The 23,117-nt window shown below is 69.9% G+C and carries 22 protein-coding genes; 12 read left to right on the top strand and 10 right to left on the bottom strand.

Annotated elements, in window-relative coordinates; genetic code table 11:
* Positions 1–2,021 (top strand): coiled-coil domain-containing protein (locus QHF89_RS44060; RefSeq protein ID WP_342763988.1); only part of this gene is annotated, 2,021 nt, incomplete at its 5' end.
* Positions 2,022–2,042: 21 nt separating this feature from the next.
* On the opposite strand, the gene cdd is transcribed toward QHF89_RS44060, so the two are convergent.
* Together cdd and QHF89_RS44050 are read right to left on the bottom strand one after the other, a co-directional pair.
* Positions 2,043–2,480, bottom strand: a complete 438-nt coding sequence (cdd, locus tag QHF89_RS44055; RefSeq protein WP_136971526.1) for a cytidine deaminase — start codon at positions 2,478–2,480, stop codon at positions 2,043–2,045.
* Between the two features lie 5 nt (positions 2,481–2,485).
* Positions 2,486–3,349, bottom strand: coding sequence for a purine-nucleoside phosphorylase (locus QHF89_RS44050; RefSeq protein WP_136971467.1), 864 nt, complete (start codon positions 3,347–3,349; stop codon positions 2,486–2,488).
* 205 nt (positions 3,350–3,554) lie between these two features.
* On the opposite strand from QHF89_RS44050, the gene QHF89_RS44045 reads away from it, so the two are divergent.
* The 3 genes from QHF89_RS44045 to QHF89_RS44035 all read left to right on the top strand — a co-directional run bounded on the left by QHF89_RS44045 (position 3,555) and on the right by QHF89_RS44035 (position 6,193).
* Positions 3,555–3,908 (top strand): hypothetical protein, encoded by a 354-nt coding sequence (locus tag QHF89_RS44045; RefSeq protein ID WP_136971468.1) that lies wholly within the window; start codon positions 3,555–3,557, stop codon positions 3,906–3,908.
* A 288-nt stretch (positions 3,909–4,196) separates the two neighbouring features.
* Positions 4,197–4,973, top strand: coding sequence for an RNA polymerase sigma factor (locus QHF89_RS44040; RefSeq protein ID WP_232379886.1), 777 nt, complete (start codon positions 4,197–4,199; stop codon positions 4,971–4,973).
* Positions 4,970–6,193 (top strand): FecR domain-containing protein, encoded by a 1,224-nt coding sequence (locus QHF89_RS44035; RefSeq protein ID WP_136971469.1) that lies wholly within the window; start codon positions 4,970–4,972, stop codon positions 6,191–6,193. The genes QHF89_RS44040 and QHF89_RS44035 overlap by 4 nt, the downstream gene beginning before the upstream one ends.
* Positions 6,194–6,236: 43 nt before the next feature.
* Here the strand turns inward: QHF89_RS44035 and QHF89_RS44030 are convergent, their stop codons facing one another.
* Positions 6,237–6,560: a PilZ domain-containing protein gene (locus QHF89_RS44030; RefSeq protein WP_284721733.1), complete on the bottom strand. Its 324-nt coding sequence runs from the start codon at positions 6,558–6,560 to the stop codon at positions 6,237–6,239.
* 57 nt (positions 6,561–6,617) lie between these two features.
* Between QHF89_RS44030 and QHF89_RS44025 the strand changes: the two genes are divergently transcribed.
* The 4 genes from QHF89_RS44025 (at position 6,618) to QHF89_RS44010 (ending at position 12,163) form a co-directional block, all read left to right on the top strand.
* The gene (locus QHF89_RS44025) at positions 6,618–7,547 is read left to right on the top strand and encodes a hypothetical protein (protein WP_136971470.1); all 930 of its coding nucleotides are present in this window, start codon (positions 6,618–6,620) and stop codon (positions 7,545–7,547) included.
* Between the two features lie 180 nt (positions 7,548–7,727).
* Entirely contained in the window at positions 7,728–8,573 is an 846-nt protein-coding gene (locus QHF89_RS44020) for a nucleotidyltransferase family protein (RefSeq protein WP_211365511.1), read from the top strand.
* A 202-nt stretch (positions 8,574–8,775) separates the two neighbouring features.
* A complete protein-coding gene (locus tag QHF89_RS44015) occupies positions 8,776–11,103 on the top strand; it encodes a hypothetical protein (protein ID WP_284721732.1) in 2,328 nt (775 codons plus the stop codon).
* A 100-nt stretch (positions 11,104–11,203) separates the two neighbouring features.
* Complete coding sequence (locus tag QHF89_RS44010) at positions 11,204–12,163, top strand: alpha/beta fold hydrolase (protein ID WP_136971471.1); 960 nt, start codon at positions 11,204–11,206, stop codon at positions 12,161–12,163.
* A 67-nt stretch (positions 12,164–12,230) separates the two neighbouring features.
* On the opposite strand, the gene QHF89_RS44005 is transcribed toward QHF89_RS44010, so the two are convergent.
* The 3 genes from QHF89_RS44005 to QHF89_RS43995 all read right to left on the bottom strand — a co-directional run bounded on the left by QHF89_RS44005 (position 12,231) and on the right by QHF89_RS43995 (position 14,916).
* Entirely contained in the window at positions 12,231–13,793 is a 1,563-nt protein-coding gene (locus QHF89_RS44005) for a GMC family oxidoreductase N-terminal domain-containing protein (RefSeq protein ID WP_136971472.1), read from the bottom strand.
* Complete coding sequence (locus tag QHF89_RS44000) at positions 13,790–14,305, bottom strand: hypothetical protein (RefSeq protein ID WP_136933315.1); 516 nt, start codon at positions 14,303–14,305, stop codon at positions 13,790–13,792. The genes QHF89_RS44005 and QHF89_RS44000 overlap by 4 nt, the downstream gene beginning before the upstream one ends.
* Positions 14,306–14,439: 134 nt before the next feature.
* A complete protein-coding gene (locus tag QHF89_RS43995) occupies positions 14,440–14,916 on the bottom strand; it encodes a hypothetical protein (RefSeq protein ID WP_136971473.1) in 477 nt (158 codons plus the stop codon).
* Positions 14,917–15,318: 402 nt separating this feature from the next.
* Between QHF89_RS43995 and QHF89_RS43990 the strand changes: the two genes are divergently transcribed.
* Genes QHF89_RS43990 through QHF89_RS43980 form a run of 3 tightly spaced genes read left to right on the top strand, consistent with a single transcriptional unit; the run spans position 15,319 to position 18,442 of the window.
* Complete coding sequence (locus QHF89_RS43990; RefSeq protein WP_136933317.1) at positions 15,319–16,005, top strand: response regulator transcription factor; 687 nt, start codon at positions 15,319–15,321, stop codon at positions 16,003–16,005.
* Positions 16,002–17,288: a HAMP domain-containing sensor histidine kinase gene (locus QHF89_RS43985; protein ID WP_136971474.1), complete on the top strand. Its 1,287-nt coding sequence runs from the start codon at positions 16,002–16,004 to the stop codon at positions 17,286–17,288. The genes QHF89_RS43990 and QHF89_RS43985 overlap by 4 nt, the downstream gene beginning before the upstream one ends.
* A gap of 23 nt (positions 17,289–17,311) precedes the next feature.
* Positions 17,312–18,442 (top strand): dipeptide epimerase, encoded by a 1,131-nt coding sequence (locus QHF89_RS43980; RefSeq protein ID WP_136971475.1) that lies wholly within the window; start codon positions 17,312–17,314, stop codon positions 18,440–18,442.
* Here QHF89_RS43980 and QHF89_RS43975 read toward each other — a convergent pair.
* Complete coding sequence (locus tag QHF89_RS43975) at positions 18,432–19,718, bottom strand: hypothetical protein (protein ID WP_136971476.1); 1,287 nt, start codon at positions 19,716–19,718, stop codon at positions 18,432–18,434. The two genes, QHF89_RS43980 and QHF89_RS43975, sit on opposite strands and share 11 nt — an antisense overlap.
* 145 nt (positions 19,719–19,863) lie before the next feature.
* On the opposite strand from QHF89_RS43975, the gene QHF89_RS43970 reads away from it, so the two are divergent.
* The gene (locus tag QHF89_RS43970) at positions 19,864–20,559 is read left to right on the top strand and encodes a hypothetical protein (protein ID WP_136933321.1); all 696 of its coding nucleotides are present in this window, start codon (positions 19,864–19,866) and stop codon (positions 20,557–20,559) included.
* A gap of 28 nt (positions 20,560–20,587) precedes the next feature.
* Here QHF89_RS43970 and QHF89_RS43965 read toward each other — a convergent pair whose 3' ends face one another.
* From QHF89_RS43965 to QHF89_RS43955, 3 genes are all read right to left on the bottom strand, one after another.
* Positions 20,588–21,025, bottom strand: coding sequence for a nuclear transport factor 2 family protein (locus tag QHF89_RS43965; RefSeq protein WP_136933322.1), 438 nt, complete (start codon positions 21,023–21,025; stop codon positions 20,588–20,590).
* Positions 21,022–21,975 (bottom strand): aldo/keto reductase, encoded by a 954-nt coding sequence (locus QHF89_RS43960; protein WP_136971477.1) that lies wholly within the window; start codon positions 21,973–21,975, stop codon positions 21,022–21,024. The genes QHF89_RS43965 and QHF89_RS43960 overlap by 4 nt, the downstream gene beginning before the upstream one ends.
* A 68-nt stretch (positions 21,976–22,043) precedes the next feature.
* Positions 22,044–23,090 (bottom strand): type III polyketide synthase, encoded by a 1,047-nt coding sequence (locus QHF89_RS43955; protein WP_136971478.1) that lies wholly within the window; start codon positions 23,088–23,090, stop codon positions 22,044–22,046.
* Positions 23,091–23,117: the final 27 nt, after the last annotated feature.

Genomic DNA, 23,117 nt, shown 5'->3' with positions numbered 1-23,117 from the left:
CGGTCGCACCACCGCCTGCCGCGCCACCACCTGCTGCGCCGCCGCCTGCTGCGCCGCCTGTCGCGGCAGCGCCGCCTCCCGCAGCGCCGCCGCGTCCCGGAGGGTCCACGGCCGGCACGCCTCCCCCGCGTCCCACCGCGGCGCCCGCGCCTGCCACGACGCGATCGGTGCCTCCGCCCGCCGCGCCTTTCCGCGCGAGCGAGCGCCCGCCGGCTCCGCAAGCGGCGGATACGGCGGAGCTCGATCGACTTCGCGCGGAGCTTGCGCGGAGCAAGGACGAGCTTACGCGGAGCAAGGACGAGCTCGCGCGGAGCAAGGACGATCTCGCGCGGAGCAAGGACGATCTCGCGCGTAGCAAGGACGAGCTCACGCGCAGTCGTGACGAACTCACGCAAACGAAGGACGCGCTCACGCACGCGCAGGGGGAGTCCGCGCGTCGCGAAGGTGATCTGCCGCGGTTCCAGCAAGAGGTCGAGTCGCTCCGGGCCGAGCTCGCGCGGACCCGCGACGAGAGCACGCGCCTCGACCAGGAGCTTCAAACCTCGCGCGTGAACACGTCGCGGCTCGAAGCCGATCTCGCCAAGGCGAGCGAGGGATCGGCCGACGTGGTGCGGCTCAAGCGCGAGGCCGAGGAGCTCAAAGCAAAGCTCTCCGCGGCCATCGCGGCGACGGCGAGCATGCAAGGCGGAGGCGGCCTGACGGGCACGGCGGCGCTCACCGCCACGTCGCGCCTCGGCGGCGTGTCGAGCCGCGAGTTCCTCGATCTGCGCGAGGCCCTGAACAAGAAGGACAAGGAGATCCTCGCCCTGCGCGAGCAGGTCTCGCAGCGGGACAAGGAGCTCATCGAGCTGCGGGATCAGGCGCTCGTGCTGGAGCGCGAGAAGGCCGATCAGCTCGATCGCATGATCGAGTTCGAAGGCTCGCGCGAGCAGAGCGACGCCGAGCTGAGCAAGCTGCGCGACGATCGCGCGGCCCTCGAGCAACGCGTGACGAACTTCCAGATGCTGCTCGAGCGCGTCGAGGAGAAGCTCGCGACGCGCGACGCGGAGCTCGCAGCCGCGCGGCTCGATCGAGAGGCCGCGATCGCGATGCGCGAGGAGCAGCTCCGGACGTCGAGCGAGACGCTCGCGCAAGCGATCTCCGACGCGGAGGCGCGGACGCGCGCGAGCGAGGCCGAGCGGCTCGGCAAGGAGCACGCAGCGGCGATCCAGAAGCTCGGCGAGGAGCACGCAGCGGCGATCGCGAAGCTGCGCGACGCACACGCGGCCGAGATCGGTGATCTCAGCGCGGAGCAGGGCGCAGAGCTCGGCAAGGCGCGCGAGGAGCACGCGGCGGAGATCACGAAGCTCGGCGAGGAGCACGCGAGGGCCCTCGAAGCGGCGAGCGCGGACAAGGCGCAGGCGATCGCAGAAGCATCACGCGCGGCCGATGAGCGGCTCGCGGCGCGTGAGCAAGAGCTCAAGGACGAACACGCGCACGCCCTGGGGGATCTCGAAGCGCGGCACGCGGCGGCGATCAAGAGCGCCGAGGAGGCCACGCGGAAGGCCGTCGCGGAGCAGGAGGAGCGAACGCGCGCGATCGATGCGGCGCGCGCCGCGGAGGCAGAGGAAGAGCGCGAGGTCCGAAAGCGCGCGCTCGCCGAGCAGGAGACGACCCTGCGCGCCGCCGCGGCCGAGCTCGAAGCGCGCATCACCGCGCTCGGGGCCGAGCTGGAAGAGGCCCGCAGCGCGATCGAGGCGGCGCGTCGGGACGAGGGCACGGTCCGCGCGGATCTTGCGGCGCGCGTGGCCGACGTCGCGCGGCTCGAAGAAGAGCTCAAGAAGCGGGAAGAGGAGCGCGACACGCTCGCCGCCGAGAAGGCGACGCTCGTGGCCGACGCCGTGAACGCCGCGTCGCGCCTCTCGCGCGTCCGGGCGCGCTGGGACGAGGACAAGCTCGCGCTCGGACGCGCGCGCGAGTCGCTCCTGCAGGCCGTGGAGCGAATCCAGGACGTCGAGTCGCGCTCGATCGACGCGGAGTGAGCCGAGCGGCCGCGCGGCCGCTCAGCTCGATTTCGCGCGGAAGGCCTCCGGCAGGAGCGCCGCGAGCGACGTCATCCGCGAGAGCCCATCCCGGTCGGCGACCGCCATCCGGATCGGCAGGTCCTCCGCGAACTCGGCGAGCGTCTGCCGGCACATGCCGCACGGCGCGCCGATCGCCGGGCTCTCCACGCCCGGCCCGAGCTTCGACGTCCCCGGCGTCACCACCGTGAGCGCGATCGGAGCCCGCTCGCCCGCGGCGACCATCTGCACGATCGCGGATCGCTCCGCGCAGATCGAGAGCCCGTACGACGCGTTCTCCACGTTGCAACCGGTGAAGATCCGACCCGACGCGGTGAGCACCGCGGCGCCGACCTGGTAGGCCGAGTACGGCGCGTGCGCGCGTGTTTGCACGTCGAGCGCGGCGCGCTCGAGCGCCGCCCAATCGATAGTCGTCTGCAGATCGGTCAAGCCGCTCCTCCTCGCCAGCTCCCACCGCCGGTGATCGCCGCGCCAACCTTCTTCACCCAGGCCGAGAGCAGGGCCGTGAACCGGTCGCGCGAATCGCGCGCGGTCGCCTCGACCTCGGCGTGATCGAGCGGCGTCGGGCTCAGGCCCGCCGCGAGGTTCGTGATGCACGACATCGCCCCGCAGCGCACGCCCATGTGCCGAAGCGCGATGACCTCGTGCACCGTGCTCATTCCGACCGCGTCCGCGCCGAGCGTCCGCAGCATCGCGATCTCGGCCGGCGTCTCGTACGACGGACCGAGCAAGCCTGCGTAGATGCCCTCGTGGATCGGCACGCCCGCGTCCGCCGCCGCCTCGCGCGCGAGCGCCGCGATGCGCCGATCGTAGGCGTGCGTCATGTCGGGGAAGCGCGGACCGAGGGCGGCTTCGTTCGGCCCGACGAGCGGGTTCTGGCCTGTGAGGTTCAGGTGATCACGGAGGAGCATCAGGTCCCCGGGCTGGAACGTGGGCCTCGTACCGCCGGCAGCGTTCGTCAAGAGCGCCGCGCGACACCCGAGCCGCGCGAGCAGCCGCGCGCCGAACACCGCGCGCTCGGGCGCGTGGCCCTCATAGAGGTGCACGCGGCCTTGCAGGCAGGCGACCGGCACGCCGTTCGCGAGGCCGATCCAGAGCTTGCCCGCATGTCCGACGACGGTCGACACGGGCATGAACGGGATTTCGCTGTAGGGGAGCACGACGTGCTCCTCGAGGCGCTCGGCCCACGCGCCGAGCCCCGAACCGAGCACCACGCCGACCACCGGGGTGAGCGGGCTCTTCGATCGGATGACGGCGACGGCTTCGTCGAGGTGGGAGATCAGGCTCATTTGTCGGAGGGTAGTACAGGCCGACGGGCGGAGGAAACGTTTGCCCGCGGCCGTCGGGCCGTCCGTCCTTTCCTTCGTCGCTTCGAGAAGGGTGCAGGGTTCGGGCGTCCGTGATAGGGTGCGCGCCCTCCTGCGACGTCGAGGGGCTCACGCGCCCAACCTCGCGCGTAGCCCGCTCCTCCAGAAGCTTCCCAAGGTGAATCCGATGAGCACGTTCGAAGAGTTCCTCAAGGCCAAGGCGATCAACCCGCGCAGGATCCTCGCGGCGTCCCAGAAGATCGAGAAGCTGCGCCCCGAGGATCGGGCGATCCGTCTGACCAAGCGCCTCGCCCGCAAGAGCGAGGACGGCGCGAAGAAGAAGGAAGGGCTCAAGAAGCCCCGCAGCGGCCGCCCCGTGACGGACCGCGCGATCGCGTCGGCGCTCGCGGGCAAGCCCGTCAGCGGCCCGAGCAAGACGCGCATCCTCCGCGCGGTCAACCACATCCTCGAGCAGAAGAAGCAGGAGAAGGTCGACCTCAAGGCGCTCTTCCCCGGCGAGAAGAAGGCCGCCGCGGCCTGAGTGACGAGGCGGGGGTGAGGCTTCGGGAGACGAAGCTTCGCCCCCGAATTTTTTCGAAGGGTGCGTCGCGGACGGCGCTCGGGCCGTCCGTCACAGATCGCCCAGGCGCCTCCGAGCGGACTTGCGCGAAGAGAGGTCGAGCAGGTCGGCGGTGACGAGGGCGACGGTCAATCCCACGGCGATGTAAAGCATGGGCCGACGTTGAGGCCGGCCGCGGGAAATGGACAAATTTCGTGCAAAAGGGCAGGCGGGTGAATGTGGCCCCGCCGCCGCGCAACGGAGCCCTTCGTGTACCCCGTGGCGCTGCCGCGCGCGATCCCCTCGCTGGTCTCGGCGCGCCGCATCATCCCCTCTGCGTCGTTTTTCGCATGGCCGAGCGCGAGCCTGGCCACCCGGGCCTTCGTGGACAGCGTCGACGACGTAGACGAGCTCGTCCGGCGTGCCCGGAGCGGGGACAGGGGCGCGTTCTCGGCGCTCTACCGGATGCACCGGGAGGCCGTGGCGCGGCTCGTGTTCCGCATGCTGGGACGCGCGAGCGACATCGAGGACGTGGTGCAGGAGGTCTTCCTGCAGGTGCACCGGAGCCTCGGCGACTTCCGCGGGCAGTCGAAGTTCTCCACGTGGATCCACCGCATCACGGTGAACGTGGTGCTCATGATCCGCAGGGCCGAGCGCAGCCGTCCGGTGTTCGCCGACGAGCCGCTCGCGACCGATAACGAGCGGGACGCGGGCCTCTTGCCCGACGAGGAGGCCACGCTGCGGCGCCGGCTTGCCGCGTTCAAGCGGCTGCTCGATCGGATCTCCGAGAAGAAACGTACGGTGTACGTGCTGCATGACATCGAAGGCTTGGCGCCGGCGGAGATCGCGACGATCGTGGATGCGCCCGTGTTGACCGTCCGGACGAGGTTGTTTTACGCGCGGCGCGAGCTCGCCGAGCTCATGCGGGAGGAGCCTGCGCTCGCGCAGCTCGTGGATGAAATCGGGGGCTTGGGGGCGCAACTCGGCGCGTCCGAGCGGAGCCCCCAGGCGTCGAATGCTCTTCCGGCGGAGGGGAAAGCCACGTGAGCGACAACGACCCCGGCACGCGCGCCCTCGAGGTGATGCGCGGCGCGCTCGCCGACGAGAGGCCGCCCGCGCTGCCCTGGGATGCGATCGAGCAGAAGCTCGACGAGCGCATCGATCAGGAGGAGCAAGCACGCGCATCCCGCGCGCTCCCTCGCATCGGGCGCGGCGCACGGATCGGCCTCGCGCTTTGCGCGGCCGCCGCGGCGGTGATCGCCGTCGCGAGCTTCGGCGCGCGATCGAAGCACGAAGCGCCCGCCGGGTTTGCCGTCCGGTGGCGCGCGCCCGAGACGATCGCGTTTCTCCCGGGCAGCGAGTCCGAGCGGGATCTCGCGCTCCTTCGCCCCGGGGACGGCGTCGAGGCCGGCGAGGCGCCGCTCACGCTCGTGCAACGTGGGATCGTCCGCGTCACGCTCGCGCCCGGCGCGCGTGCGACCGTCGTCGCAGCGGCCACCGAGGCCGGTGATGCGCTCGTCCTCGGCCTCGAACGAGGTTCCTTGCGCGCCGACGTCACGCCCCGAAAAACCTCCGCGGGCCTCGTCGAGACCTTCGCCGTCGACGTCGGCCGCACGCGTGTCGCCGCGCATGGCACCGCGTTCACCGTCGTCCGCGGGAGTGACGACGTCCTCGTCGATCTCGAGCACGGCGCGGTCGCCGTCGGCCCCGCGGGTCGCCCCGGCACCACCACCGGCCGCCTCCTCGTCGGCCGTGCGCGCGCGTCCTTCTCGCTCGACGGTGGCGAGATCGCTCGCATGCTCTCCGTGGAAGACGCACCCCCCGCGCCGCCTGCGCCCGTGGAGACCACGCCTCCGCCGAAGCCCGTGATCACGCCGCCGCCTCCGAGCGTCGCAGAGCGCCTGCTGCCGCACGTCCCCGATCGTCCGGACGCACCCCCTCTGCCGCCTGCGCCCGTGGAGGCGCCCTCCGTCGTTCCCGAGGCGCCGCCTGCGCCCGCGCCCGCGCCCGTCCTGACGCGCGCCTCCGTGCACGCGGGCCTCTCGGGCTGCTTCGAGACGCACTACCGCGGCGGCGACCCTTCCGTTCGCCTCTCGGTCGCGGCCACGGTGACTGTCTCGCTCGACACGGAAGGCGCCGTCTCCTCCGTGCGCTTCGACCCGCCGCTCGAGCCTCGGTTCATGCAGTGCGTCTTCGCCGCGCTGCGCCCGGGCAAGTTCGTCGGGACGAGCGGGCCCGTCGCCGTGCCGTTCCAGCTCGGTCAGTGAGGGTTTGCCCGGGCAAACCCGGGCCTCGACAAACCCTCCCCGTTCAGCGGATCGACGGTGGCGCGCCCGTGAGGAGCTGCATCATCGCGTGCGTCTCGCGTGCGCCCATCAGACCGAACTGCACGCCCATTCCATCGGGCTCGGTCCAGCGCACCGTCGCCTTCACCATCACCTCTTGCTTCACGCCCGGTAGCTGCATGAAGAGGTTCACGCTCGCGTTGAAGGGAGCGGGCTTGTCGGTGACGATGAACATGCCGCCGATGCTCAGGTCGCGCGAAAAAGCATCGACGCGCGGACCATCCCCCATCTGGAACGCGACTGCCAATCGAACGACCCTGCGCGGGTGTCTTCGCTTATCGAGCAACACTTTCTCTCCTCGTGCCCCGACGGCGCCCTACAATAAACGGTCGGAGGTCGGAGCGCGGTGGCAAAAAACGAGGCGCGCGTCGCCGGGGGGTTCGGCCGGCATTTCGAGGGCTGGCAGCCGGGGCTCGTCGCCGTCTTCCTCGCCGGCACCGCGGCGCTGCTCGCCGTCCCCCGGTCGGTCCCGCCCGACGGCCTGCCTCTCCCGCTCGTCGAGCCCCAAAAGCTCGCCGAGACCGCGGCCAACGACGACGCCCGCGCCCGCGCCGTGGAGGCAAAACCCCTCGACGCCGACGTCCGCGCGCTCGGCTCCCTCCTCCGCGCCTTCGGCCGCGCCGACGCGCGCGGCGACGACGCCCTGCTCGCCGAGCTCCGTCGCCAGATCGGCCCCGCCGCCGCCCGCGCCCTCGCCCAGGGGGACGCCGCCGTCCTCGCCCTCCGCGCCTACCAGCTCCGCGCCTTCCTGCGCGAGGTCGGGAGCTTCGTTCGGACCGGCGAAACCTCGGACGAGCTCGTCGAGCTCGGCGGCCCCTTCGCCGACGTCCTCGCGCGGAACGGCTGGTGCGAGGGCGGTCCGCCGTGCGTCATGCACATGGACGAGCAGGCGCTCCGCGCCTCCTTCAAGCTTCGCTGGAACGAGATCAGCGGCCTCTCGGGCAGCGCGCTCGCCCTCGGCGTCGACGAGAGGCGCGCCCTCTTCGCGTTCCTCCTCGCGCACCCGCCGCGCGTGAGCGCGGGCCTCGAAGAAGGGCGCGCCGAGCAGGATCCGGCGGCCTTCCTGCTCCGCAAGATCGACGAGCTTTCGGCCCTCGATCCTTCCTACCCGCGCGAGCTCGCGCGGGGCGTCGTGCGGTATCACAAGGGCGAGTTCGGCCGCGCGGCCGAGCATTTCGCGACGCACCTCGAGCTCTCGCCCGACGGACCGTACACGCTCCGCGCGCAAAATCACCTGCGCGCCGCGCTCGAGCGCTCGCTCGCCGACTCTCCTTAGCCCCCTGATTTCTGGCCTCGCGCCCCTTGCGGTACGCACTGCCTGGCAACACGTCGTGCCGTGATGTTCCGCCGCACGGTTGATGCAATTCCGTCCTCCGGGACGCCACGCTCGCTCGACACGACGCGGCTCCCGCTCCCCCAACCCATGGTCCCTTGCGCGCCTGCACCGAGCGCGCCCGTGGAGCCCACGATCGCCTTGCCGCGCGACGCCGATCCGAACGCGATCCTCGCGCTCGACATGACCCCCGAGGCGCGCGACTTCTTCGCCTCTGCGCTCCGCGCGCTCGCCGCGTCCGACGTTCCTTTTCTCGTCGGCGGCGCCTACGCGCTCGCGCATCACGCCGGCATGCGGCGACGCACCCGTGACCTCGACGTCTTCGTCCGCCGCCGCGACGTCGGCGCGACGCTCCTCGTCCTTGAACGCGCGGGTTATCCGACGTGCATCGCCTTCCCGCACTGGCTCGCCAAGGCCTTCGCCGGCAGCGAGCACGTCGACGTCATCTGGAGCTCGGGCAACGGGCTCGCCGAGGTCGACGATCGTTGGTTCGAGCACGCGGGCCATGGCGAAGTCTTCGGCGTCGACGTCGGCCTCTGCCCGGCCGAGGAGACCATCTTCGCCAAATCCTTCATCCAGGAGCGCGAGCGCTACGACGGGGCCGACGTCGCCCACGTGCTGCGCGCGCGTTGCGAGGAGCTCGACTGGCCTCGGCTCGTCGCGCGTTTCGGTGATCACTGGCGGGTGCTCTTGAGCCAGCTCATCCTCTTCGGCTTCATCTATCCTGCGGAGCAGCGACGCATCCCGCCGTGGGTCATGCGCGAGCTCCTCGCGCGCCTCGAAGCCGAGCATGCGGCGCCGCCCGAGGCGGGACGCTTGTGCCGGGGCACGCTCCTCTCGCGCGCGCAGTACCTCGCCGACGTCAGCGAGGGCTGGGACGACGCGCGCCTCTGGCCCGCGGGCAGCATGACGTCCGAGGAGATCGCGCGCTGGACCGCCGCGATCGACCAGCCGCCCCCGCACCCCTGAGCCTCGCGAACCGGTGAGCACGATTCCGGTTGGCTTGTTTTTGGACGATCTGCCAACCATGTTGTCAAAATTTCCGTGTAGATGAATAAAAACACCTAAAACCGACAAAATAGGACGGCATCCCTTTTGCGAAGAGGGTGGACGCGCTGCTGCTGAGGCAGCCAACCGCCAGGCACCTCGCAAGTTGAGAAAGGGAGCCCCCATGAACCGCCGTCCTCTTCGTCCAGGTCTTCCGGGCGTCTTCGCTGCCACCTCCAGCGTCGTCTTCCCCGGCCTCGTCACCGTCGCCGTCTCCGGGCTCGTGGCCATGGGTTGCCTGGACCGACCCATCGACGTCGTCGATCCGCGCATCACCTCGACCATCGTCGAGGTCGTCCCGCACAGCGGCGTCGACAAGATCGACATCGTCCTCGGCATCGACAACTCGGCCTCCATGGCCGACAAGCAGCAGATCCTCGCCCAGGCCGTCCCCGACCTCGTCGAGAGCCTCGTGAACCCGCCGTGCATCGACGAAGCAGGCTTGCCCCTCCCGGACGCAGACCAGCCGACGAGCCCCAAGGAGGACTGCCCCAAGGATTCGCGTCGCGAGTTCGAGCCCGTGCTCGACATCCACATCGGCATCGTCTCGTCGAGCCTCGGCGGCCACGGCGGCGCGGTTTGCCCCGACATCCAGGCCGAACCGAACTGCAACAACGAGAAGGTCTCCAAGAACGATCGAGGTCACCTCCTCTCGCGCGCCGATGCCTGCGTCGCCGGCGAGGTTGTCCCGACGTACGCCGACAAGGGCTTCCTCGCGTGGGATCCCGAGCAGAAGCTGAACCCGCCGGGCGAGGAGAACCTCGGCACGCTCGACGGCTCCGTGCCCGGCCTCGTGCCCGCGCTCGCCGACATGGTCAACGGCACCGGTCAGGTCGGCTGCGGCTATGAATCCCAGCTCGAGAGCATCTACCGCTTCCTCGTCGACCCCGAGCCCTACGACACCATCGAGGCGTCGTCCGGCTACGTGAAGGTGAGCGGCACGGACGACGCCCTGCTCAAGCAGCGCAAAGACTTCCTCCGGCCCGACTCGCTCGTGGCGATCTTGATGCTGAGCGACGAGAACGACTGCTCGATCAAGGAGACCGGCTTCTACTACCGCGCCTCGCACTCCGACGCGATGCCGCGCCCGCGCGCCGAGTGCGCGATCGATCCGAACGACAAATGCTGCAGCTCCTGCGGCCTGAAAGCCCCCGAGGGGTGCCCCACGGATCCGGGGTGCTTCGACGCCAATGGCGACGTCATGGTGCTGACCAAGTCCCAGGACGCCGTCAACCTGCGTTGCTTCGACCAGAAGCGCCGCTTCGGCGTGGACTTCCTCTACCCGACGGACCGCTACGTGAAGGCGTTCTCGAGCCTCGAGATCTCGACGCGCAGCGGCGAGATCGTGGAGAACCCGCTTTTCCCCAAGGCGCGCCCCGCCGAGGGCGTGCCCGTCGTGCGCACGCCGGACCTCGTCTTCATCGCCGGCATTGTCGGCGTGCCGTGGCAGGACATCGCCCGCGATCCCGCAGACCTCAAGAAGGGGATCAAGAACGCGCGCGAGATGGGCGCGGACGGGACCTGGGACATGATCCTCGGCAACCCCGCGCAGGGCGTTCTGCCGACCGATCCGCTCATGCACGAGTCGCCCGACCCGCGCCACGGCAAGCACCCGATCACCGGCGAGCAGACCGACATGACCCCGGAGTCGCCGCTCGGCAACTCGATCAACGGGCACGAGTACGACACGCTGGGCGACGATCTCCAGTACGCGTGCATCTTCAAGCTGCCGCAGGCGACCGATTGCGAGAACGATCCGAAGTGCTCCGAGTGCCGCGACGGCACGGCGAACAGCCCGCTCTGCGATCCGGCCGACCCCATGATGCAGGTTCGCGCCAAAGCCTACCCCGGCCTGCGCCAGCTCGACGTGCTCCGCGGCCTCGGCGATCAGGGCATCGTGGGCTCGGTTTGTCCGAAGCAGGTCGAGGATCGCACCTCGTCCGACTACGGCTACCGCCCCGCGATCGGCGCGCTCATCGATCGGCTGAAGAGCAAGATCGGCGGCCCCTGCCTGCCGCGTACGCTCGACCGCAACGAGAAGGGCGCCGTGAACTGCCTGCTCCTCGAGGCGCGCGCGACCGGCGGAGCTTGCTCGTGTGACTCCGAGCATGCACGCATCCCCGTTGATCCCTTGCACGCGGCCGCGATCGACGAGGCCAAGGCCCGCTCGCCCGAGTCGAACTGGGACTGCTTCTGCCAGATCCCGCAGCTCGAAGGGGAGGACCTCGCCATCTGCCAGAACGACGTCTCGGATGACCCGGTCACGCCCGCCGGCGAGCCCGTCAGCGGCTTCTGTTACGTGGATGCCTCGACCGACCCGGCCGTCGGTAACCCCGCGCTGGTCGCCCGCTGCGCCGCGTCCGAGCGCCGTATGATCCGGCTCGTCGGTGAGGGTGAACCCTCCCAGGGCGCCACCCTCTTCGTCACCTGCTCGGGGGATTCCAGCCCCTGAGCGGACCCGGACGCACCTTCCCGTCACTGCCCTGCGTTGACGCGCGCTCGGTCCCGGGCGAGACCCGTACCGAGCAGCGCGAAACCGGAGTCTTCACCGCATGGGCACGATCATCCGCCATACCTTCCTGGACTCGAACGGCATCCGCATGCACGTGACCGATGCGGGCCGCGGCTATCCGATCCTCCTCTGCCACGGCTTTCCGGAGCTCTGGTACTCCTGGCGCCGCCAGATCCACGCCCTCGCCGAGGCGGGCTTCCGCGTCCTCTGCCCGGATCTGCGCGGGTTCGGGGGGACGGACGCGCCCGAGGAAATCGAGAGCTACGTGATGCGCGAGCTCGTCGAGGACATCCACGGCCTCTTCGACGCGCTCGGCATCGACAAGGCGGGCGTGGTCGGGCACGACTGGGGCGGCGCGCTCGCGTGGCAGTTCGCGCTGCGCCATCCCGAGCGCACCGAACGCGTGGCGAGCCTCAACACCCCGTACATCCCGCCGGGACCGCAGGCGCCGAGCCTCATGTACCGCGACGCGTTCGGCCTCACGGACAAGACGTTCTACATGCGCCACTTCCAGGAGCCGGGCGTCGCCGAGCGCGAGCTCGAGGCCGACGTGCGCGACACGTTCCAGAAGCTCATGCGCCCTGCGAAATACGCCGACGCCGTGGCGTCGTTCATGACCGTAGGAAATGGCTCCTCGTTGCTCGACAAGATCGGCCCCGGCGAGACGTTCCTTTCGAAGATCGACCTCGACACGTACGTCCGCATCTACAAGCGCACCGGCTTCCGGGGCGGCCTGAACTGGTACCGCGCGATGGATCTCTCGTGGGAGGAGGAGCGCGAGCTCCCGTCGACGATCGACCTGCCCGCGCTGCTCGTGGTCGCGGACAAGGATCCGGTCCTGCGGCCCGAGATGGCCGAGCTCTCGAGGCCGCACGTGAAGAACCTGCGCATCGAGCGCATCGCGGACTGCGGCCACTGGACGCAGCAGGAGAAGCCCGGCGAGGTGGCGAGCCTCCTCATCGACTTCTTCGGCGACCTCCGCGATCCCGCGATGGACTGACGGCGAACCCAGGTTCGTTGGTGCAGAAACCATTCGCGCGTGGCGCCCGCGAAGCCACGCGTCTCGTTCAGGCCGAGCGCGCGATCCGCCGGAATTTCTCAGCGATGCGCCAGGCAATGCGCGTCGCCATGGCCATGATCGGCACCTGCGAGTTCACGCCGATGCTCGTTGGCAGGATCGAGCCGTCGGCCACGAAGAGCCCCGGCAGCTCGTAGGTCTGGCCGTCCGGATCCACGACCCCGCGCCGCGGATCGTTCGCGGCGCGCGCGCTCCCGAGCGGGTGGAACGCCATGCATTCGAGGCGGCGCGCGTCGTAGTTCGATCGTTCGAGTGCGAGCGCTTCGTCCATCGTGCGCACCGGATCTGCGCCCGTCACCGACGTGTAGACCTCGCGCGCGCCGGCCGCGAGCGCCATCTCCGACACGATCGTGATCCCGCGCCGCAGCCGCGCGAGGTCCCGCGGCGCCATCGCGTACGTCAGGATCGGCTCGCGTCCCGGCCCTGTCCGCACAGTGCCTCCGCCCTCGTCGTGCACCATCGCGCCGAACACCGCGAGCCTCTTGACCTCACGCGCCATCCGCCGGAGCCGCGGGCCCACGCCCGGCATGCCTGCCGCGAGCACGTTCACCGCGCTGTACACGCCGACGAGCTTGATCCCTTCGGGCGCGAAATCGTCCGAGTACACGCTCTGCATCGCGCCGTCCCAGCCGCCGATCTCGTCGTCGAACATCGCCACGCAGCGCACGCCCGGGTGCAACGTCACCCGTCGCCCGAGCTTCTCGCTCGCCCGCCCGACGCCGCTCGCCCCGAGCAGGAGCGGCGTGTGCAGCGTCCCGCAAGCCGCCACGACCACCGGCGCGCGCACCACGAACCGGAACGACGGCCGCCCGCCCGCGCCGCCGAGCAGCCGTCCCTCGACGCCCGCTGTGCGCCCGTGCTCGGTGAGGATGCGCGTCGCGAGCGCGTCCGACACGATGCGCGCCCCGCGCGCGAGCGCGCTCGGCAGGTAGGAAATGTCCACCGATCGTTTTGCGCCTGCGGGGCAGGTGAAGTTGCACCGCGCGTTGCCCTCGCACGCCTCGGCGTTGCGGCGCATGGGCTTCATGGTGATCCCGAGCTTCTCGGCGCCCTCGACGAACTTCAGCGTCGATCGCGAGCGCAGCGCGGCCGGCACCTCGCGCACGGCGAGCCGCCGCTCGACGTCCTCGTAGGCCGGCTCGAGCGCGCGCTCGGAGAGCGCGTCGAGCCCGAGATCGGTGACCCAGTGATGATGCACGTCGCTCGGGATCCGGAAGCAGACGCCCCCCGTCAGCAGCGACGAACCTCCCACGGCGCGGCCCATGGTGATCGCGATGATCGGCGTCTGCCCGATGCCGAACGCCGTGGCCATCCCGGACTCGCGGAAGAGCCGGCGCAGCGCCTCGCTCGGCCGGAACCGCTGGTACTCCTCGGGCCGGTAATACGGCCCCTCTTCGAGCACGATCACCCGCAGGCCCGCCTCGGCGAGCAGCGTCGCGACGACCGATCCACCCGCGCCCGACCCGACCACGACCACGTCACACGACGCGTCGAACGGCCCCGACAAATCCCGCCCGTGGACGACGGGTTCGCCCGATGGAAGGTCGCTCATGGCGCCCGCTCCGGCGCGGTGGGCAGCCGCCTTCGTGCTGTGGTGCTCGGCCGATCGAACCCCGTCGAGGTGAGCTCCTCGCCCTCCTCGAACACGGCCACGCTCGTCGGCACCTTGAAGGCCACGAGCAGCATGGCGAAGAGCCCGAACCGGCTCCGTTCGAGCGCCTCCAGGTAACTGACCCGCCGCGCGATGGGCAGCCGGCTCATGCGGGAGAAGGCGCCGATCACGAAGAGCGGCATCATCTCCAGCAGCCACGTGAGCACCGCGAAGCCACGGCGCAGATCGCCGCTCGCGCGCCCGACGGAATGGTCGAGCCACGATGCTGCGCGCTCGCAGACGGCCGGACTCGCCGGCACGATCGCGCCCTTTTCGTCCTCGTCCGCGTACATGGCCTCTGCGTAGGCGAAGACCACCCGACGCGCCCGGGGCGACAGGCCCCGCACGGGCCAATCGAGCCGATCGAGCGCGACGTCGGTCCTCGACGGCTGTCCCGAAGCGACGTCCGACATCGGGCGAAGCGTAGCACTTGTTCGAGAGAATACAGGTTAAAGGGCCGACGAAACCATGCGGCGGGGGGACAAACGCAAAACGCCCCGGGGTTTCCCGGGGCGTTCGACGGGGTGTACTCGCCGAGATCAGCCGATCAGTGGGGGAGGACGCACTGCGTGACGCAGCTACCGCCGTTGCCACCCCAGATGCTCACCGTGCCCTTCGGCGCGAGGATACCGCCGCAGGTCGTGACCTCGACGGCGTTCGGCGGGCAGGGGGGCTCCTCGTCCGGAACGCAGACGCACTCCGGCGGGGCGATGATCGACTGAACGCCGCCCGGCGCCTTCACGCTGCATTCCTCGTGCTCGCCAGGCGGGCACGGATCGTCGCTCGGCGGCTCCTCGACCGGGGGCTCCTCGACCGGGGGCTCCTCCGGCGGCGGCTCGCACTCGCAGGGCGGCGCGACGATGTTCGACGCGCTGCCAACGACCGACGGGCACTCGCAAGGCGGCTCGGCGAGCGACTGCTCGCTCTGCCCAACCCGCTCCCCCTCGCTGACGCTACACCCAGCGGCGAACGCGAAGAGAGAAGCCATCGCAAAGAGCCCGGTGATCGAACGAAGCGTATTCATGGAACGACTCCTACGCGCATTCTCTCGCGCGTCATGAGAACCAGAAACTTCGGATACACGTTCACCGCACAGTGACGCAGCAAGCCGTGAACCCGAATACCTGCGGAGCCCAATTTGGAGTTCCGCGATGACTCTTCTTCTTACCAGCTCCCCTCCCGGAAGAGCAAGGACTTTCGTTTTCCAGCGCTCTCGGCCCGGAGCGATGAGCAGGAATGTGTCACGGACGCCGCTTGGTACGTTTGAACTTCCGTAATGGGACCGTCCGCAGGCATCATGGGGGATTTGGCTCTCGTCCCGACGGCTTCTTTGCAGTTCTTCACGGCCGGCCCCGCAGGGCCTTCACGAAGCGCACGCAAGCTCGGATGACGGCCGGTTTCATGGGCCTGGTACTCTGTCATCGCCATGGCGCTCCGCGTGCTCCTCATCGACGACGACGTCCGGCTCTTCGACCTCCTGTCGAGTTACCTCGAACAGAATGGATTCCACGTGACCGGAGCCCCGGACGGACCCCGCGGGCTCGCCGCGTTGGAAGCCGGCACGTTCGACGTCGTGCTCCTCGATGTGATGATGCCCGGGATGGACGGGATCGAGGTTTGCCGCCGGATCCGACAGAAAAACACGATCCCCGTCCTCATGCTCACGGCGCGCGGCGACGAGACGGATCGTGTCGTCGGCCTGGAGATCGGCGCCGATGACTACGTCGCCAAGCCCTTCAGCCCGCGCGAGCTCGTCGCCCGCATCAAGGCCGTGCTCCGCCGGGCCCGCCCCGAGGTCGCCGGCGAGCGGATCGTCGCGGGCGACATCGTGATCGACGTGCCCGGCCGGGTCGTCACGCGCGAGGGCGAGCTCGTGGAGCTCACAGGCCTGGAGTTCGATCTGCTCTGCGCGCTCGCTCGACGCCCGGGACGCGTGGTGGCGCGCGACGCGCTGCTCTCGGAGGCGGGGCGCGGGGACGTGATCGTTGGGGAACGAACGGTCGACGTGCACATCTCGCACCTCCGGCAGAAGCTCGGCGATGATCCGCGTTCGCCGCGGCTCATCAAGACGGTGCGCGGCGTGGGCTACGTACTGGCGAAAGAAAAGTCGTGAATCGTCTGTCGTGTTACGTGCGCGCCCGGTTGCAGCGCCGCCTCTTCTTGTGGTTCGGCGTGGCGATCCTGCTTTCGGGCGTGGCGTTCTCGATCGTGATGCTGCTCGTCTCGGCCCCGGGGGGTCCGGCCTGGGCACGCGAGATGGGCCGCGCGCGTGTCTTCTTGGGCGCGCGCTTCGGCGAGGTGTGGAACGACGACCGGGCCCGCGAGGCGCTCGCCCGCGCGATCGCAGACGACCTCGAAGTGAGCGTGATCCTGCGGAACACGAGCGGCGCCGAGCTCCAGGCGTTCGGCCACGGCTGCGGGCGGAAGGCGTGGACGCTCGATGCGCCCGCGGTGCGCGAGGGGCACCGGCTCGGGTTCGTGACGATCTGCGCCGAGCGTCCGCGCGTCGCCGGCCCGTTGCGCTGGCTCGCGCCGCTCGTGGCGGCGGGCATCATCCTGTGGGCGCTCTCGGGCACGGTGGCGCGCAGGCTCTCGCGCCCGCTCGAAGAGCTCGCGCGCGTCGCGGGCGAGATCGGTCACGGCAACTATGGCGCGCGGGCGCGGATGGGCCGGCACGATCACGGCGAGGCGGTCGTGCTCTCGGTGGCGATGAACGAGATGGCCGCGCGGATCGAGCGGCAGATCAGCGATCAGCGCGAGCTGCTCGCGGCGGTCTCGCACGAGCTGCGCACGCCGCTCGCGCGGATCCGCCTGCTCACGGAGCTCACGCGGGATGGCGTGAACGTGCAGAAGAACCTCGACGAGCTCGATCGCGAGATCTTCGAGATCGACGCGCTCGTCGGGGATCTGCTCGCGCAGAGCCGGCTCGATTTCACGGCGCTCGCGAAAGAGCGGCTCGATCCGGTGGAGATGGGTCTGCGCGCGCTCGACCGCGCGGGGATCGGCGCGGAGATGCTCGTCGTCGAAGGGACCCCCGAGCCGGTCCTCGCCGATCCCACGCTCTTCGCGCGGGCGCTCGCGAACTTGATCGACAACGCGAAGAAGCACGGGGGCGGCGTGGTCGCGCTCCGGATCACCGGGGCGCCCGGCGTGGTCGTGTTCGAGGTCGAGGACGCGGGCCGTGGCCTCGAGCCGGGTGAAGAGAAGCGGATCTTCGAGCCGTTTTATCGGCGTCCAGACGAGAAGGCGCGGGAGCAGGGCTCGCTCGGGCTCGGGCTCGCCCTGGTCTCGCGGATTGCCGAGGCACACGGCGGCAGCGCGCGCTCCGCGAACCGGGAGGAAGGCGGCGCGCGGATCGGGCTCGAGCTTCCGACGGCCCCGCGCCCAATGGCGTGACGGCTGTGCTAAGCGTGGCGCCGATGTTCCACGTCGAGGCCATTTCGGTTCGCCCCCTGTCGGTCCCGCTGCACGATCCCTTCGTCATCGCGACGGGGCGCGTGACCGTGACGCGCTCGGCGGAGGTGCGCGTCACGCTCGCCGCGGCCGGCGCGCGGGCCGAGGGGCTCGGCGAAGGCGCGGCGCTCTGGCCGGTCACGGTCGAGGATCAGCCGGACGTGCTCGCGGCGCTCGCTGCCGCCGCGGAGCGTTTGTCCGGCCAGTCGATGGTGCTCCCGCAGGTGGACGGCGAGCGCGGGGTCTCGCTCGCGGGCCTCGTGGAGCTCGGGGCGGCGCTCGACGAGGTGCTCGCTGGGAAGCCGGTGGCGCGGGCGGCGCTGGAGACGGCGCTGCTCGACGCGTGGGCGCGGCTCGTCGGGATGCCGCTTCGGCGCCTGCTCGGCGGAGCGCGGGGCGAAGCGACGCGCTGGCTGGAGACGGACATCACGATTCCGATCGCCGAGCCCGCGCGGATGGCCGAGCTCGCGCAGGGCTGGGCGGCGCGGGGCTTTCGCCATTTCAAGGTGAAGGTCGGCAAGGACATGGCCGAGGACCTCGCGGCGCTTTTCGCCATCCAGAGCGCCGTGCCCGACGCGAGGTTTCGGATCGACGCGAACGCGGGGTTCTCCGCGGCGCAGGCCATCGCGATGGGGCGCGCCGTGGAGGCCCGAGGGCTCGTCGTCGAATGCTGGGAGCAGCCCTGCGCCGCGGATGACCTCGAAGGAATGGCGGAGGTGGCCGCGGCGCTCGCGCCGCCGGTGATTGCGGACGAGTCCGTGAAGACGCTCGCCGATCTCGGGCGGGTGTGCGCGGCGCGGGCCGCGGATGGGGTGAACTTGAAGCTCGTGAAATCGGGCGGGCCGCTCGGGGCGCTCGCGATCGGGCAGGCGGCAAGCGAGGCGGGGATGCCGATCATGATCGGCGGAATGGTGGAGACGCGGCTCGGCATGACGGCCGGCGCGCACGTGGCGGCGGCGCTCGGGGGCGTGGATTTCGTTGATCTCGATACGGCGTGGCTGCTCGACGGGGATCCCTACCGCGGTGGATACGAAGCCGACGGCCCGCGGTACGAGCTTTCGGCGGAGCCGGGGCTCGGCGTGACGGCTATCGGGTGATCAAGACGGGCAAACCATCCCCGTCGTCGAGCACGCGGCCGAGGGCCACGTCGCGATAACCTTCGCCCGCCCTCCTCTCCTGCCGCGCCGTCCCCCAGGCCTCGATTTCGTCGCCTTCTCGAAGGCAGGTCTCGGCGAGATCGACGAAGCGAGGTTCAACGCGGAGTCCGCGCGCGGAGAGAAATGCCTCAATGCGCGCGGCCGCTCGGGGGGCGAGCGACCGTGCCCTCTCCTCGGGTGTTCCGAGGGCGAGGGCAACACGTTCGCCGCGGACCTCCACCGATTCGGCGCCGTCCACGAGGGTCATGCAAACGGCCTCGCCGTCGTCGAGGAGGAGATCGTCGATGCGGCCCACGAGCCGGAACGCGAGGCAGGGTTTGCCCGAGAGCGGGGCGATGAGCGCGGGCTTCGAGCCGCGTGACGCGCGCCCCCGCGCCGAGGCGCGCGCGGCGCGGAGCGGCTCGACCGAGGGCGCGTCTTCGATACGCGCGCTTCTTCGTGCATCGAGGAGCCGCAGGGCCGCAGCGAGCCGATCGGTGATGCGGGTGGAGGCATAAAGCGGGAAGATCAGGGCGATCCTCGCCACCACGGCGAGGGGGATCATCATGACGAACAGGGGGCCGACGGAGTTTGCGAAGGCCTTCCAGCTCGTGAACGCGACCACGGGTCTCGACGCCGTCACCTCGGCGATCCCCATCGCCGCCACCAGCACGAGCAGCGGGATGCGCAGGCGCGGCTTCTGGGTTCCCTTGTGCCACGCGTCGAGCTTCCCGTGGAGAGCATCGAGGCGCTCGGTCGCTCGACGCAGCAAGCTCCGCCGAAGGGGCGTGGGGAGGGGCAGCGGCACGAGGAGCGGCGGAGGCAGGGGCTCGTAGCGAAAGTGGCGATAAATGGCGAACGTGAGGAGGACGAGCCCTGCCCAGAGGCCCCACGGGAGCGCGAGCAGCAGGCACCAGATGCCGAAAAAGCACAGGCCCGCGAGCAGCAAGAGCCCGACCCCGAGGGCGTTTTGCTCGAAGCTGGGTACGTGGACCACCTGATCCCACAGGAAAAACGCGTCGACCACCACCGAGAAGAGGAGGCCGAGGGCCGCGGGCACGTAGAGCGCGAGGGTGCGCGCGACGTCGAGCCACCTGTCCATTTCGACACGCCCACGCAGGGTCCGCAGCGCGTCCGCGGCGGGCAGGGTCGCGGAGCGGCAGCGCGGGCAAACCGAATCCGTTGCCGGGAGGCGGAGCTTGCAGCCGAGGCAGGCCTTGTCGAGATCGTTGCGCACGCGATGCGTCAGTCTACCGCCCTGAACGGGTGGCACGCGAGGGGCGCGAAGGCGCGTCGTTCGGGCAGGTTTCCGCCCTCCACGGCGTCTTGTGGGGGCGCGCGGCCCGTGTACGCTTACCTTGAACGCATTCAGGGAGGTATGAATGTCCGAAGGACCGCTCGTCTCGCCGCAGCTCGTCATTCACAGCCGCATGCTCTACACGAGCTGGATCCCCGCCGATCCCAAGGCCTGCGCGCGCCTCTTGCCGGCCACGCTCCGCCCGGCGAAGAACCACGCGATCTACATGAACCAATACGTGGTCGATTCGCCCGAGCAGACGACTGGCTTCGGCGCGTATTCGCTCACGTACCTCGGGCTCGATCTCGACGGCCACGTCGCGCCCGACGGCGTGACCCCGGGCCGGTTTTTCACGCATTATCTGAATTCGTCCGAGCGCGTCCGCACCTACGCGCGCGAGCGCGGCGTGCCGGCCTCGTCTGGCGAGACCTCGCTCGCCATCGAGAACGACATCCTGACGGCCACGACCTCCGTGGACGGCGTCCCCGTGATCCGCTCCCGCGCCCGCGTGGGCAAGGAGATCGGCATGGTCGCCCGTGGCCACCTCTTTTATTTGACGCGCCTCGGCCATCGCATCCTGGGCGGGCGATATCCGTACATCGGGGATCTCGTGACCCCGTTCGAGGTGCTCTCGATCGAGATGCTCGCCCCCGATCATCCGGTGTATGCGCTGCGCCCCGCGTCGCCGCTCCAGGTCGTGCCGGGCGCTTGTTTTTATTCGCCGAGCGACTCGTTCGTGTACCCCGGGGGCGAGGTGGACCTCGGCCCCGCCGGCCATTGAGCGGCGGGGCTCGAGGCGCGGAATCCGGTCAGTCTTCGTTGCCGTGCACGGGGTCGGTCCTCGGCTTGCCGCGGAGGAAGGCCCCGACGGTGACCACGTCGTAGGCGTTTTCCCAGTGCTCCGTGATCAGGCCCCCGCGGAATCGCCACACCCCGCAGAAGGGCACCGCGAGCGTCGCCCCATCGCGGTGGGCCCGCAGGACGCCGAAGACGGCGCCGAAATGGTCGTTCGCGACGATGTGCTCCACGTCCATCACCAGGGTGCCGCCGGTCATGCGGACGAGCTCGCGCTCGTGGGCGACGGCGGCCTCCCTGCCGACGGCGCGGCCGGCGGCGGCATCCCGGACAAATGCCCGATCGGCCTTGTGCAGGACCATATCGTCGGCCGCGTACTCCCCGATGCGCGTCAGATCGTCGTAAATGGCGCGCAGCGATCGGACGTTCGGATGCAGGGCGGCGGGATTCATGACTGCTCCTGGGTGGAAGACTCGGCGGGCGGCGTCGGACGCCACGTCGGCACGCTCGCGGCGATGTTCGCGATTTCGAGCATCTCCTTGTCGTCCAGCTTGACCTGCGCGGCGCGGAGGTTCTCCTCCAGGTGGGTAATGGACGAGGTGCCGGGGATCGCGAGAATGGCCGGGGACTTGTGCAAGAGCCAGGCGAGGGCGAGCTGGGCGGGCGTGAGGGCGCGCTTGCGGGCAAACCCGGCGAGGATGCTGTTCGGCCCGGCGAGGGCGCCGTGTCCCATGGGGAACCACGGGATGAACGCGATTCCGCGCTCCTCGCAATAACGCAGGACCGGCTCCCCGGCGCGGTCCGCGACGTTGTAGAGGTTCTCCACGGCGACGATCTCGGTCATCGCGAGCGCCTTTTCGAGCTGCTCGATCGAGACCTCGGGTTGCCCGGAGAGCGCGATATGGCGGATCTTGCCCTGCTCCCGGAGCCGGACGAGCTCGCCGAGCTGATCGGCCAGCGGGACGGCCGGGTCGATACGGTGGAGCTGATAGAGATCGATTCGCTCGACCCCGAGGTTGCGCAGGCTCATCTCCACCTGCTGGCGCAGATACGCCGGGCGCCCGCAAGGGACGATGTACGGCTGGTCGCGGCGCGTCCAGTCCTCCGGTCCGGAGCGCAAGAGCCCGCCCTTCGTGGTGATCACGAGCCCCGCGGGATAGGGGTGCAGGGCGCGGCGGATGATCTGCTCATTGGCGTCCGGGCCATAGGAATCGGCCGTGTCGATGAAATTGACGCCGAGGTCGACCGCGCGGCGCAAGAGCCGGATGGCCGCGTCCGGGTCGGTCGGCGGTCCCCACATGCCGGGCCCGGTCAAGTACATGGCGCCATAGCCGAGGCGTCGCACGGGAAGGTCGCCGCCGAGATGGAACGTCGACGACGGAGCTTTCAGCGCAGTATTCATGGCAGTTCCCCCTCCTGTCTTCTCGATGCACGACGGCGGCAGAATGCCCGCCGTCCTTGTCGGCCGTCCTAGGCCCTCCAGGAACCGACGGCCATTTCCGCCGTGATTCCAGGGCCGAACCCTGCGATGACTCCATGCCCGCCGTCGTGAACGTGGTTGTCCGCGAACAGCCGTCCAATGGAGTCGAGCACCACCACGCTGGCGATGTTGCCGTATTCCGTCAACGTCGCCCGGCTGTACCGGAACGACTCCTGCGGTACGCCGAGGTACTTGCACAGATCGTTGAGGATGCGCGGCCCGCCGGCGTGAATGATGTAGAAATCCAGGCTGCCTACGTCCCAGCCGTGACGTTCGACGAGCTCCCGCAGCACGGGCGCGAGAGGCTTCATCGTCCCCGGGACGCGCTTGTCGAGCCTGAAATGGAATCCCGTTTCTTTCACGAGATACGAGATCCAATCCTCGGTGTTCGGGATGAGATACGCCGCATTCCGCTCCAGCCGGATGCCCTTGCCACCGCTGCCCCGGACGACGACCGCGCCCACCGCGTCGCCGAAGAGCCCGTCGGAGAGGAGCGAGCCGACGTCGTCGTCGGGCGGCTGGTAGCATAACGAGCAGAACTCGCAGGCCACGATGAGCACGTTGCTGCCGGGATGCGCCACGCAGAAGTCGTGCGCGCGGCTGATGGCCGCCGCTCCGGCCGCGCATCCGAGCTGCGCGATCGGGATCTGCCGCGTGTCGTGACGGAAGCCCATGGCATTCACGAGCCAGGCCGTCATGGCCGGCATCATGAAGCCCGTGCACGAGACATAGATGATCGCGTCGATGTCCTGCGCCGTCAGTTCTGCATGTTCGAGCGCTTTTCGTATCACCGGAGGTACCCGGTGCTTGGCCTCGGCTTCGTAAATCTTGTTGCGGCTCTCGAAGCCATGGTGCTCGAGGGTCTGCTCGAGCGGCTGTACGATGTGCCGCTTCTGCACCCCGGTGCTGCTGATGAGCCGCATCGCGAGCCTCAACTGCGGTTTGCCCGCGTGGAGCTGCGCAGCCATCTTCAGCGTGTCTGCCATCGTGACGATGTTCTCCGGAACCGCGACTTCCGGCCTGCACAAGGTGGCCATGATCCCCTCCATGTGTTCGACGCCCGA

The sequence above is a fragment of the Polyangium sorediatum genome (genome assembly GCF_029946465.1).
In the GTDB taxonomy this organism is placed as follows: Bacteria; Myxococcota_A; Polyangia; order Polyangiales; family Polyangiaceae; genus Polyangium; species Polyangium fumosum.
Note: the sequence above shows the minus strand (reverse complement) of the source record. Positions and strands in the feature narration are given on the sequence as shown.

Coding starts and splice junctions, on each gene's coding strand:
- QHF89_RS44050 (WP_136971467.1), bottom strand. CDS start 3,349: ATGAGCCTGATCTCCCACCTCGACGAAGCCGTCGCCGTCATCCGATCG.
- QHF89_RS44045 (WP_136971468.1), top strand. CDS start 3,555: ATGAGCACGTTCGAAGAGTTCCTCAAGGCCAAGGCGATCAACCCGCGC.
- QHF89_RS44015 (WP_284721732.1), top strand. CDS start 8,776: ATGAACCGCCGTCCTCTTCGTCCAGGTCTTCCGGGCGTCTTCGCTGCC.
- QHF89_RS44010 (WP_136971471.1), top strand. CDS start 11,204: ATGGGCACGATCATCCGCCATACCTTCCTGGACTCGAACGGCATCCGC.
- QHF89_RS44005 (WP_136971472.1), bottom strand. CDS start 13,793: ATGAGCGACCTTCCATCGGGCGAACCCGTCGTCCACGGGCGGGATTTG.
- QHF89_RS44000 (WP_136933315.1), bottom strand. CDS start 14,305: ATGTCGGACGTCGCTTCGGGACAGCCGTCGAGGACCGACGTCGCGCTC.
- QHF89_RS43995 (WP_136971473.1), bottom strand. CDS start 14,916: ATGAATACGCTTCGTTCGATCACCGGGCTCTTTGCGATGGCTTCTCTC.
- QHF89_RS43990 (WP_136933317.1), top strand. CDS start 15,319: ATGGCGCTCCGCGTGCTCCTCATCGACGACGACGTCCGGCTCTTCGAC.
- QHF89_RS43980 (WP_136971475.1), top strand. CDS start 17,312: ATGTTCCACGTCGAGGCCATTTCGGTTCGCCCCCTGTCGGTCCCGCTG.
- QHF89_RS43970 (WP_136933321.1), top strand. CDS start 19,864: ATGTCCGAAGGACCGCTCGTCTCGCCGCAGCTCGTCATTCACAGCCGC.
- QHF89_RS43965 (WP_136933322.1), bottom strand. CDS start 21,025: ATGAATCCCGCCGCCCTGCATCCGAACGTCCGATCGCTGCGCGCCATT.
- QHF89_RS43960 (WP_136971477.1), bottom strand. CDS start 21,975: ATGAATACTGCGCTGAAAGCTCCGTCGTCGACGTTCCATCTCGGCGGC.
- QHF89_RS43955 (WP_136971478.1), bottom strand. CDS start 23,090: ATGGCCACCTTGTGCAGGCCGGAAGTCGCGGTTCCGGAGAACATCGTC.